Genomic DNA, 10641 nt, shown 5'->3' on the forward strand with positions numbered 1-10641 from the left:
TCTACCTCCTGGCTTTCGCCAGGACGACGACAATATTTGCGACGGCGGCGCAATAGACTCACTGTCGTCCCTGCGAAAGCAGGGGCCCATAACCACAAATGCTGATTGTTGTGCGACGTCGGAACGACGAATCCGGTTCACACCACAAGCGCGGCGTATGGGCCCCTGCTTTCGCAGGGACGACACCGTGTGCTTCTTGAAATGTCTATCGCAAACGACCGGCGGCGCGTGCGTGCCGCGCTTGCTACTTCACCGCCGAGAAGCGGGTGTCGAACGAATTGGTCTGCACGACGGGCGCGGAGCCGGCGAGTTGGGTCGACGACGACGGGGCCGGTGCGGCGGCCGCTGCGGTGGTCACTGCCGGCTTCGGTGCCGGCTTGGCGGCCTGCTTCGGCTCAGCCTTGGGGGCGACGCGAACCACCGACTGCGGCTTGGCCTCGGCGACCTTCGGCTTGGCCGGGGCAGCAGCGGCCGGAGCCGGCGCGGTCGTCTTGCTGGCGTCGGCGGTGCCGCCGATGCCGACCTTGCGGGCAAAGCTGGAGAAGAAGCCTTCGGACTTGTCAGAGGTGGACTTGTCGGAGGTGGATTTGTCAGAGGCGGATTTGTCGGACGCGTTCGCCGAGGCAACGCGGGTGCTGGCCGACGATGCGGTGGACGACGTCGTCGCCACGACCGGCTCGTCCTGCTGGACCGCAAGATTGGGCTTCGGCGGATTGACCGTACCGGGGATCGTGCCGGGCGCGCGCGCCAGCGACATCGACGCCAGCGCCTGGCTGTCGCCGCCTTCGGAGAGGCCGGTGTTTCCTTCCGGAATCTTCGAGGCGAAGATCGCGTTCATGCCGCCGTCGATGCCGGTGTTGAGGCGCGCAACGGGCGTACCCTTGGATACCAGCTTGGCGGTCTCGGCGGCTTCCTTCTGCTCCTTCTCGTGCACGGCGCTCGCGATCTCCTCGGGGATCACATAGGCCGGGCACTTCGCGGAGGCGTCGAACACCGGATCGCGTGTTGCACCCGGCGCCTTCACCGCGTCGAACACATACTTCTTCTCGCAGAAGTCGACTTTCGGCTCCTGCTTCGTCACCTCGAAATGATCGTAGCCTTCCTTGATCATCTTCCAGAACGGCATGTTCGGATTGTTGCGGTGCTTGGCCATGTTCACCGGCGTCATCCGGAACGGATAGGCCTGCAGCTGGAACGCCTTCTGGCCGCCGAAGAAGGACTCGCGGCCGAGCGAGTAGATCTCCGCGATCTGCTCGTCCGTCATCGCGTAGCAGCCGCGCGAGGAGCAATCGCCATGCACCATCAGCTGCGAGCCGGTGCGGCCGAGCGCCTTGTCGAAGGCGTTGGGGTAGCCGGTGTTGAACGACAGGTAATAGGCCGACTGCGGGTTCATCTGGCTCGGGTTGATCGAGTAGAACCCTTCGGGCGCCTGGCGGTCGCCTTCGCGGACCTTCGGACCGAGGTCGCCCGACCAGCGGCAGATTGGATAGCTCTTGAGCAGCGCGAACTGGCCGGAGCGGTTTTGCTTCCAGACCTCGAGCTCGGCCTCCTGCTTGAACAGCCGCACCAGGATCGGCGACTGCATGTCCATGTCCTTTTCGGTCATGGCAGCGACGAGCTTAGGCGGGACCGGCTGGTTGGCCTTGGCGTTCTGCGCCAGCGAGATCTGGTCGCTGTCACAACCGGCGAGCATGACGCCTGCGGCGAGCACCGCCGAGGTCAGAAGCGCGCGTACGAGCGTGCGATGAGTCAAGTCCGAGCTCCACACCCACCGGGCGATTTTCGCGACCCCAACACGGCGAATATGCCCTGAAGCCATTGTGTAAAATATTAGCCTTCGACGACCCCTGCTCGCAACCTGAACCGGGGCGGACAGCCCTCACGGTAGCAGGCATGGTTCAAGGAATGTTAAAGACCCGGCTCGGGGCCCAATTACGGCAAAATTGCCCGGTTTGGACGAAAAATCGGGCGGTTTGGGCGCCTCAGCCGAGCTTGCGGCCGATATCGAGGAATTTCTGGCGCCGCTGTTTGCGAATCGCGTCCGGATCAAGATTTCGTAGGTCGTTGAGCGCCTGGGCGATGGCGTCGCCCGTGGTCGCGATCATCGCGGCGGGGTCGCGATGAGCCCCGCCCGAGGGCTCCTTCAGGATCTGGTCGATCACGCCGAAGCGCAGCATGTCCTGGGCGGTGATCTTCATGCTGTTGGCGGCTTCCTGCGCCTTGGTGCCGTCGCGCCACAGGATCGAGGATGCCGCCTCCGGTGAGATCACGCTATAGATCGCGTGCTCCATCATCAGGACGCGGTTCGCCGTGGTGATCGCGATGGCGCCGCCCGACATGCCTTCGCCGGTGACGATCGCGACATTGGGTACGCCGAGCGACAGGCAGGCGTCGGTCGAGCGGGCGATCGCCTCGGCCTGGCCACGCTCCTCGGCGCCGATGCCGGGATAAGCACCGGCGGAATCGACGATCGACAGCACCGGGATGCCGAACCGGTCGGCCATTTCCATCAGGCGCACCGCCTTGCGATAGCCTTCGGGGCGCGCCATGCCGAAATTGTGCTTGATGCGGCTCTCGGTGGTGGCGCCCTTCTCCTGGCCGACCACGCAGATGCTCTCGCCGCGGAAGCGGCCGAAGCCGCCGACCAGGGCCTCGTCGTCGGCGAATTTGCGATCGCCGGCCATCGGCGTGAATTCGGTGATCAGGCCGCCGATGAAATCGGTGAAGTGCGGCCGCTGCGGATGCCGCGCCACCAGCGTCTTCTGCCACGGCGTCAGATTGGAATAGAGCTCGGTGAGCGCCTGCGCCGCCTTGTCCTCGATCCGCGCGACCTCGTCGCCGATGTCGCTGCCGCTCGCGGCAAGCGCACGCAACTCGTCGATCTTGGATTCAAGCTCGGCGACGGGTTTTTCGAAGTCGAGATAGCTGCGCATCGGGTCGGGCATCAACTCAATATAGGGAGGAACGGTGCGAGGGGCGAAGCGGTTTCGGCGTCGGAAAGAGAAGCTTTGTAACTTCAAACGGTTAACGCGCATCTGGGTGGAATGCACGCTTCGGGATCGCAAGCAGGTGACGCTCTTTCTGCGGAGACGAAGCGGAAGTCAAGGCGGATTGCTCGTAGCCCGGATCGAGCGAAGCGCAATCCGGGGAGCGATATCGGCGGAAATACCATTCCCGGATTTTGCTGCGCTCCATCCGGGCTACGGATCCCTAGGACTTCTCCGCCAACGGATGCAGGTCGCGGACCAGGCTCTTCAGCCGCTCCTCGACCACATGGGTGTAGATCTGGGTGGTCGAGATGTCGGTGTGGCCGAGCAGGGTCTGCACGATCCGCAGGTCCGCGCCATTGTGCAGCAGATGGCTGGCAAAGGCATGACGCAGCACGTGCGGGGACACCAGCCGCGGCGCAAGGCCGGAGGCGCCGGCAAGCTCCTTCAGGTCGCGGGCGAAATGCTGCCGGGTCAGATGTCCGCTCTCGCCGGAGGACGGAAACAGCCATTTCGATGGTGCGGCTTTCTTTGCCTTCGGCTGCATCACCTCCAGCGCGGCGAGGTAATCCGCCATCGCCTGGCGCGAGGCGTCGTTCAGCGGCACCAGCCGTTCCTTGTTGCCCTTGCCGCGCACCACGATCATCCGCGCATCGCGCCGCGCCGCCGAGACCGGCAGCGACACCAGCTCGGAGACGCGCAGGCCGGTGGCGTACAGCACCTCGAGCAGGCAGTAGAGCCGCAGCGCGCGCAGCCGCTGCGCCGGCGAGACGTCGGTCTGGGTCAGCTCCTTGGCCCGGGTCAGCATGCGGTCGACGTCGGCAATCGACAGCACCTTGGGCAGGCCGCGACCGCGCTTCGGGCCGGACAGGATCGCGGCCGGATCGTCGGTGCGGACCCGCTCGTTGAGCAGGAAACGGTAGAGGTGCCGCATCGCTGACAGCCGCCGCGCCACGCTGGTCGACTTGAAGCCTCTGACATCGAGGTCGGCGAGGTAGCCGCGCAGCGTCTCGGTGTCGGCGCTGGTGAAATCGGCGCCGGCATGGGCGAGGTAGTCGGAGAAATCGGTGAGGTCGCGCCGGTAGGCGTCGAGCGTGTTGGCGCCGGCGCCCTGTTCCGCGGCGAGCATGTCGAGGAACAACGCGGTCAGTTTGGCGTCGGAGGGCTTGGTGAGGGTCTTGGCGGGATTTTTGGCAGCAGCGGGCATGCCGGAATCATAGCGTCTATTTCTTGAGGAACTTATCCGGTGGGATGGTCACCGTCATTTCCCGCGGTTTCGGGTGCACGAAATTCGCCAGCGCGAAGACGATGCCGTAGCCGATCCCGAAAATCACGGCGACGACCGTCAGGAAGCGGAACAGGCTGGGCATGGAGGCGACTCGGGCGGCGAATTAACCAATGAAATCATCCAACATGTTCCCCGCGCGGTTGCAAGAGTCGCTGGTAAGGGTGTCGCCGGGGGTAGTATAGGTGGCTCGAATTCTGAACAATTCGTCCCAATATCCGAGCTTTTTGATGTCCGACGCAGCCGTACCGGCGCCCACCCATCCGACCCTGGAGGCCGACATCGCGGCTGCGCTGGGGACGCGGTCGATCGTCCTGGTCGGCATGATGGGGGCCGGCAAGTCGACCATCGGCCGGCGGGTGGCGGCGCGACTCAAGCTGCCGTTCACCGATGCCGACACCGAGATCGAGGCGGCGGCGGACATGACGATCCCGGAGATATTCGAGAGCAAGGGCGAGCCGTATTTCCGCGACGGTGAGGCGCGGGTGATCGCCCGCATCCTCGGCAATGGCCCGGTCGTGCTGGCGACCGGCGGCGGCGCCTTCATGCGCGAGGAGACCCGCAACCGGATCCGCGACCGCGCGATCTCCATCTGGCTCAAGGCCGACAGTGATATCATCATGCGCCGGGTGCGCCGCCGCGCCGATCGTCCGCTGTTGCACACCCCCGACCCGGAGGCGACCGTCAACCGCCTGCTCAGCGAGCGCGAGCCGGTCTACCGCACCGCCGATTTGACGATTGCCTCGCGCGACGTGCCGCACGACCGCATCGTCGACGAATGCCTCGAGGCCCTACATGCGCATCTGTGCGGTGCGCGTCCGGCCGACGAGCCACCATCTGATGGATTGAACGCGACCTCATGACTGCGCCCTTGAAACATTCTGCCTCCGTTACCGTCGACGTCGCGCTCGGCGACCGCGCCTATGACATCGTCATCGGCCGCGACGTGCTGCAGTCGCTCGGCGAGCGTGTCGCGGCGCTGCGGCCCGGCGTGCGCACCGCCATCGTCACCGACCGCACTGTCGCCAAGCACTGGCTGGAGCCCACCGAGGCATCGCTTGCCGCCGCCGGCGTGCCGACGTCGCGGATCGTGGTCGAGGAGGGCGAGGGCTCGAAGAGCTATGCCACGCTGACCGAGGTCAGCGAGGCGCTGATCGCGGCGAAGATCGAGCGCAATGACCTCGTCATCGCGCTCGGCGGCGGCGTGGTCGGCGATCTCGCCGGCTTCGCGGCTGCGATCCTGCGCCGCGGCGTCGATTTCGTACAGGTGCCGACCTCGCTGCTGGCACAGGTCGATTCCTCCGTCGGCGGCAAGACCGGCATCAACTCGCCGCAGGGCAAGAATCTGATCGGCGCATTCCACCAGCCGGTGCTTGTCATCGCCGACACCTCGGTGCTCGACACGCTGTCGCCGCGCCAGTTCCGCGCCGGCTACGCCGAGGTCGCGAAATACGGCATCCTCGGCGACGAGGCCTTCTTCGCCTGGCTCGAGAAGAACCACACCGATATCTTCGCTGGCGGCGCCGGGCGCGAGCACGCGATCGCAACATCCTGCCGCGCCAAGGCGGGCGTCGTCTCGCGCGACGAGCGCGAGACCGGCGAGCGGGCGCTGCTCAATCTCGGCCATACCTTCGGCCATGCACTGGAAGCCGCGACCGGCTTCTCCGACCGGCTGTTCCACGGCGAGGGCGTCTCGGTCGGCATGGTGCTCGCCGCGGAGTTCTCGGCGCAGCTCGGCATGATTTCGTCCGACGATGCGGGGCGCATCGCGCGTCATCTGTCCGCGGTCGGATTGCCGACACGCCTGCAGGATATCGCAGGCTTCGCGCAGGAAGGCCTTGCCGACGCCGACGCGCTGCTGGCGCTGATGGCGCAGGACAAGAAGGTCAAGCGCGGCAAGCTCACCTTCATCCTGCTGGAGGCCGTCGGCCGCGCCGTGATCGCCAACAATGTCGAGCCGCAGCCGGTGCGCGACTTCCTGCAAGCCAAGCTGAAGGCCTAGACCGGGATGCCTCTCCTTCGGATCGTCATCCCGCTCTGTCTTTTTGATTTGAGCATGATCTTTTCGGAAAACCGCTACACACTTTTCCGGATCATGCTCTAGCCACGGATCAGTTCAGTGGGATGGTTCACCTTCTCGATCGTGCTGCTCTGCCTGTTCATCTCGGCGTTTTTCGCAGCGAGTGAGACAGCGCTGACCGGCGCCTCGCGCGCCAGCATGCTGCGGCTGTCGAAGCAGGGCAACACCGATGCAGGCGTGGTCTCCAAGCTGGTCAACATGCGCGAGCGCATGATCGGCGCGCTGCTGCTCGGCAACAACATCGCCAATATCGGCGCCTCGGCGCTGGCGACCGGCGTGTTCACCGCCTGGTTCGGCGACGTCGGCGTGCTCTATGCCACCGCGGTCATGACCGTGATGGTCGTGGTGTTCGCCGAGGTGCTGCCCAAGACCATCGCGATCAACGCACCCGACCGCATCTCGCTTTTGGTCGCGCGGCCGATGCGGCTGACGATCCTCGTGCTGGGGCCGCTGCTCACCGTGATCGAGACCATCGTGCTGGCGCTGATGAAGCTGCTCGGCATCAAGGTCGGGGCGCACCAGGCGGTGCTGTCGCCGACCGAACGTCTGCGCGGCGCGGTCGATCTGTTGCATCACGAGGGCAAGGTCGAGAAGCAGGACCGCGACATGCTCGGCGGCTTGCTGGATCTCAGCGAGCTGCAGGTCTCCGACGTCATGGTCCATCGCACCGAGATGACCATGGTCAACGCCGACCTGCCGCCCGAGGAACTGGTGCGCGAGGTGCTGGCGAGCGAATACACCCGCATCCCGCTGTGGCGGGAGAAGCCGGAGAACATCGTCGGCGTGCTCCACGCCAAGGACCTGCTGCGCGCGATGCGCGCCAACGAGGGCGACATGTCCGCGATCGATGCCTCGGCGATCGCGCTGCCGCCCTGGTTCGTGCCGGAGATGCGTCCGGTCTCCGAACAGCTGAAGGCGTTCCGTCGCCGCAAGACCCACTTCGCCCTCGTGGTCGACGAGTATGGCGAGGTCGAAGGCATGGTGACGCTGGAGGACATCCTGGAGGAGATCGTCGGCGATATCTCCGACGAGCACGACGTCGTCGTCGCCGGCGTGCGCGCGCAGCCGGACGGCTCGGTGGTGGTCGACGGCTCGGTGCCGATCCGCGATCTCAACCGTGCGATGGACTGGCGCCTGCCGGACGAGGAGGCGACCACGGTCGCCGGCCTCGTGATCCACGAGGCGCGCTCGATCCCGGAGCGCGGCCAGAGCTTCACCTTCCACGGCTTCCGCTTCCGCGTGCTCCGCCGCGAGCGCAATCGCATCACCGCGCTGCGCATCGTCGCCGTCCCGCGCGAGACCGAGCTGGAGGAGAAGAAGCCGAAGCGGGCGGGGACGGCATTCTAACGCTCTGCGGCAAGCGCAAATCCACCACCGTCACCCTGAGGTGCGAGCGGAGCGAGCCTCGAAGGGTCGACGGCCACCGGCCGGGCCGTGCATCCTTCGAGACGCGCTGCGCGCTCCTCGGAATGACGGATCAGGTGACGTAGGCCTACTCGATATCGATCGAGATACCCGACAGCTTCCAGGCGCCGTCGGAGGGGATGAAGCCGAGCTGATACTTCACCTGCTTGGGCGTGGTGTCGAAATGCCCCTTCAGCCGCAGCACGCCCTTGTCGTCGATCTTGGCGTCCTCGTCGAGAACGATCGGCTTGGCAACCACGGCGTCGAACACCGCATGCTTGTCGACCAGATCCTTGAAGATGGTCTTGAGCTTGTCGGGCGGAAACTGGTCGCGGAACGGCTTTGAGATCTTGGCGTGGAACACGGTGAAATTGTTCGCGGCCACCGCATCGTTGAGCGAGACCAGGATGCTCTTGATCAGCACCTCCTGGACGAACGGGCTCGGCATGTCCAGCGCCAAGGCCGGCCGCATCGCGCAGATCAGGAGCAGGCCGGCGGCGGTGACGATCGACCGGAAACGTGGCCAGCAAGGGATCATCAATGGCCCCATATCATGCGTGGCGGTGCAATCCGTAGTTTCACCTGCTCACGCAGGGAGCAGGAGCAGGTCCATCCTGTTCTCATAACGGAAAACCGCCGCTTCGTCTTGAGGCAAGCGCGAACTAGCGCGGCTTTTCCCCGGGGCCGTGGGCGTGGATCGCCAGCGCGTGCACCGAGCCGGCGAGTTCCTGCGCCAGCGTCGCATTTATCATGCGATGGCGTTCGATCCGGCTCTTCCCTTCGAAGGCCGGAGACACAATATATACCCGGAAGTGCGTCTCCCCGCCTGGCCTGTGGCCGGCGTGGCCCTCATGCAGATGTGACTCGTCGACGACGTCGAGGCTTTCCGGCAAGAAAGCTTCACGCAACTTGTTTATGATAGCGTCTTTGGTGCTCATGGCGGCGGAGTTAGGTTCGCGACAGCTTTTCGTCAATGGTGCAAGCGGGAAACGAGGTCCGCGCAATGTCAAGACTTGAAGATTTGTGCATTGCGTAGTCAAAGAGAACATGCCGATCGATTCATCAAAATTCTTCGACTCCATTCGCATCAAGCCGACCAAGGTCAGTGCGAAGCGCCAGGCGCAGGCCGGCGAGCAGGCTGTGACCTGCGAGTGGGCGGGTTGCCAGAACAAGGGCGCGCATCGCGCCCCGAAAGGCCGCGAGAATTCGCGCGAGTATTGGCACTTCTGTCTCGACCACGTCCGCGAATACAACCAGTCCTACAATTTCTTCCAGGGCATGAATCCTGACGACGTCGCGCGCTACCAGAAGGACGCGCTGACCGGCCACCGTCCGACCTGGAAGATGGGCGCCAACAACGGCAAGAAGGGCGAGAGCGGTCTCGATGCCGCCTCCGATCCGTTCCACGTGTTCTCCGAGCTCAACGGCCGCGGCCGCTGGCGCCCCGGACCGGGCGGCGCGGAGCCCAAGCCCGAGACCCGCAAGGTCATGAACGCCGAGCGCAAGGCGCTGCAGGTGATGGGGCTAGGGGCCGAGGCGACGCTCGAAGACGTCAAGTCGAAGTACAAGGCGCTGGTCAAGCAGCACCATCCCGACGCCAATGGCGGCGACCGCTCCACCGAGGATCGCCTGATCGAGATCATCAAGGCGTACAATTATCTGAAGACCGTGGTGCGCGAGGCCTGAGCTCTCTAGTCCTCGTCGCCCTTGCGAAAGCAGGGGCCCATAACCACCGGCCGTTATCGTTTGTACAAAATGTCTGCCCGACTGCCCCATAGATGGGCCGCGGCGTATGGGTCCCTGCTCCCGTGCGCAATTGCGCACTAAAGCGCGATGAGATTAGGTTGAATCGTCGTCGCGCTTTAGCTCCTTGTTTGAGCATGATCTTTTCGGAAAACCGCTTCGCACTTTTCCGGATCATGCTTTAGGCAGGGACGACGGCAGAGTGTGTGGCTCCGCCGTCGTCCAACGATGCAATTCTGTAGCCCGGATAGAGCGCAGCGCAATCCGGGGCTCTTCCCATCCGCGGCTACACCGTTCCCGGATTTCGCTGCGCTCCATCCGGGCTACGGTTTCATTCACCCCTTCGGCATCGCCCCGACATAGGACGAGCTCGGCCGGATCAAGCGCCCGGTGCGCCGCTGCTCAAGCGCGTGCGCGGTCCAGCCGGCAGCGCGTGCGGTGGCGAAGATCGGCGTGAACGCCTGCCGCGGGATTTCCAGCGCATCGAGCAGGATCGCGGTGAAGAACTCGACATTGGTTTCCAGCGGCCGCTCCGGATTCTTCTTCCGTAGCGCCTCGCGGATGTAAGCCTCGACCTCGCCGGCAAACGGCAGGTCGGCACCACTGGCCTCGAGCCGCTCGATCGCGATCTTCAGCACGTCGGCGCGCGGGTCGCGCACGCGATAGACGCGGTGACCGAACCCCATCAGTCGTTCGCCGTGCGCCAGCGCGCCGTCAACCCAGGGCTTGATGCGCTCGCGTGTGCCGATCGCGTCCAACATTTCGAGCACCGGCTCGGGTGCGCCGCCGTGCAGCGGGCCGGTCAACGCGCAATAGCCGCCGGTGATCGCCGCGAACAGATCGGCCTGCGCCGAGGCGATCACCCGCGCGGTGAAGGTCGACGCATTCATGCCGTGGTCGCAGACGGTGACGAGATAGGCGTCGAGCGCGGCGACCTCGCGCGGCTCGACCTTGCGGCCCAGCAGCATCCGCAGCGTGTCGGCGGCGTGGCCGGCATTCGGGTCCGGCGCGATCGGATCGCTGCCCCTGGCTCGCCGGACCAGGGCGGCCGCGATCACCGGGAAGGCGCCGACGATGGTCGCCTCGTGCTCCAGCCCGTTCTCGCCGCGGAGGCCCGCGATCGCGGCCCGGAAGCCGTCGAC

At 65.2% G+C, this 10641-nt stretch carries 11 protein-coding genes; 4 read left to right on the plus strand and 7 right to left on the minus strand.

Going from position 1 to position 10641, the window contains the following annotated elements; genetic code table 11:
- Positions 1 to 244: 244 nt before the first annotated feature.
- From AKL29_RS03920 to AKL29_RS03935, 4 genes are all read right to left on the minus strand, one after another.
- Entirely contained in the window at positions 245 to 1753 is a 1509-nt protein-coding gene (locus AKL29_RS03920; protein ID WP_050383202.1) for a L,D-transpeptidase family protein, read from the minus strand.
- Positions 1754 to 1982: 229 nt separating this feature from the next.
- The gene (locus AKL29_RS03925) at positions 1983 to 2945 is read right to left on the minus strand and encodes an acetyl-CoA carboxylase carboxyltransferase subunit alpha (protein ID WP_018269178.1); all 963 of its coding nucleotides are present in this window, start codon (positions 2943 to 2945) and stop codon (positions 1983 to 1985) included.
- 265 nt (positions 2946 to 3210) lie between these two features.
- Complete coding sequence (xerD, locus tag AKL29_RS03930) at positions 3211 to 4194, minus strand: site-specific tyrosine recombinase XerD (protein ID WP_050383203.1); 984 nt, start codon at positions 4192 to 4194, stop codon at positions 3211 to 3213.
- 16 nt (positions 4195 to 4210) lie between these two features.
- Positions 4211 to 4357, minus strand: a complete 147-nt coding sequence (locus tag AKL29_RS03935) for a hypothetical protein (protein WP_016843561.1) — start codon at positions 4355 to 4357, stop codon at positions 4211 to 4213.
- A gap of 145 nt (positions 4358 to 4502) precedes the next feature.
- Here AKL29_RS03935 and AKL29_RS03940 point away from each other — a divergent pair, with 145 nt between their 5' ends.
- From AKL29_RS03940 to AKL29_RS03950, 3 genes are all read left to right on the plus strand, one after another.
- On the plus strand, positions 4503 to 5135 hold the full coding sequence (locus AKL29_RS03940) for a shikimate kinase (RefSeq protein ID WP_016843560.1): 633 nt from the start codon (positions 4503 to 4505) through the stop codon (positions 5133 to 5135).
- On the plus strand, positions 5132 to 6274 hold the full coding sequence (aroB, locus tag AKL29_RS03945; protein WP_028338203.1) for a 3-dehydroquinate synthase: 1143 nt from the start codon (positions 5132 to 5134) through the stop codon (positions 6272 to 6274). Before AKL29_RS03940 ends, aroB begins: the two co-directional genes overlap by 4 nt.
- A gap of 117 nt (positions 6275 to 6391) precedes the next feature.
- On the plus strand, positions 6392 to 7699 hold the full coding sequence (locus AKL29_RS03950) for an HlyC/CorC family transporter (RefSeq protein ID WP_050383204.1): 1308 nt from the start codon (positions 6392 to 6394) through the stop codon (positions 7697 to 7699).
- Between the two features lie 145 nt (positions 7700 to 7844).
- Here AKL29_RS03950 and AKL29_RS03955 read toward each other — a convergent pair whose 3' ends face one another.
- Complete coding sequence (locus tag AKL29_RS03955) at positions 7845 to 8294, minus strand: hypothetical protein (RefSeq protein WP_050383205.1); 450 nt, start codon at positions 8292 to 8294, stop codon at positions 7845 to 7847.
- Positions 8295 to 8418: 124 nt separating this feature from the next.
- Complete coding sequence (locus AKL29_RS03960; RefSeq protein ID WP_028338206.1) at positions 8419 to 8694, minus strand: BolA family protein; 276 nt, start codon at positions 8692 to 8694, stop codon at positions 8419 to 8421.
- A gap of 109 nt (positions 8695 to 8803) precedes the next feature.
- Between AKL29_RS03960 and AKL29_RS03965 the strand changes: the two genes are divergently transcribed.
- Positions 8804 to 9442 (plus strand): J domain-containing protein, encoded by a 639-nt coding sequence (locus tag AKL29_RS03965; RefSeq protein WP_028338207.1) that lies wholly within the window; start codon positions 8804 to 8806, stop codon positions 9440 to 9442.
- Positions 9443 to 9834: 392 nt separating this feature from the next.
- Here the strand turns inward: AKL29_RS03965 and AKL29_RS03970 are convergent.
- The coding region (locus AKL29_RS03970; RefSeq protein ID WP_244481746.1) for a citrate synthase at positions 9835 to 10641 on the minus strand (807 nt) is incomplete at its 5' end.

It is taken from the genome of Bradyrhizobium pachyrhizi, from assembly GCF_001189245.1.
In the GTDB taxonomy this organism is placed as follows: Bacteria; Pseudomonadota; Alphaproteobacteria; order Rhizobiales; family Xanthobacteraceae; genus Bradyrhizobium; species Bradyrhizobium pachyrhizi.

What these genes read in the sequence shown, in the direction of transcription:
- aroB (WP_028338203.1), top strand. Translation starts at nt 5,132, where the DNA reads ATGACTGCGCCCTTGAAACATTCTGCCTCCGTTACCGTCGACGTCGCG.
- AKL29_RS03960 (WP_028338206.1), bottom strand. Translation starts at nt 8,694, where the DNA reads ATGAGCACCAAAGACGCTATCATAAACAAGTTGCGTGAAGCTTTCTTG.
- AKL29_RS03940 (WP_016843560.1), top strand. Translation starts at nt 4,503, where the DNA reads ATGTCCGACGCAGCCGTACCGGCGCCCACCCATCCGACCCTGGAGGCC.
- AKL29_RS03935 (WP_016843561.1), bottom strand. Translation starts at nt 4,357, where the DNA reads ATGCCCAGCCTGTTCCGCTTCCTGACGGTCGTCGCCGTGATTTTCGGG.
- xerD (WP_050383203.1), bottom strand. Translation starts at nt 4,194, where the DNA reads ATGCCCGCTGCTGCCAAAAATCCCGCCAAGACCCTCACCAAGCCCTCC.
- AKL29_RS03965 (WP_028338207.1), top strand. Translation starts at nt 8,804, where the DNA reads ATGCCGATCGATTCATCAAAATTCTTCGACTCCATTCGCATCAAGCCG.
- AKL29_RS03925 (WP_018269178.1), bottom strand. Translation starts at nt 2,945, where the DNA reads ATGCCCGACCCGATGCGCAGCTATCTCGACTTCGAAAAACCCGTCGCC.
- AKL29_RS03955 (WP_050383205.1), bottom strand. Translation starts at nt 8,294, where the DNA reads ATGATCCCTTGCTGGCCACGTTTCCGGTCGATCGTCACCGCCGCCGGC.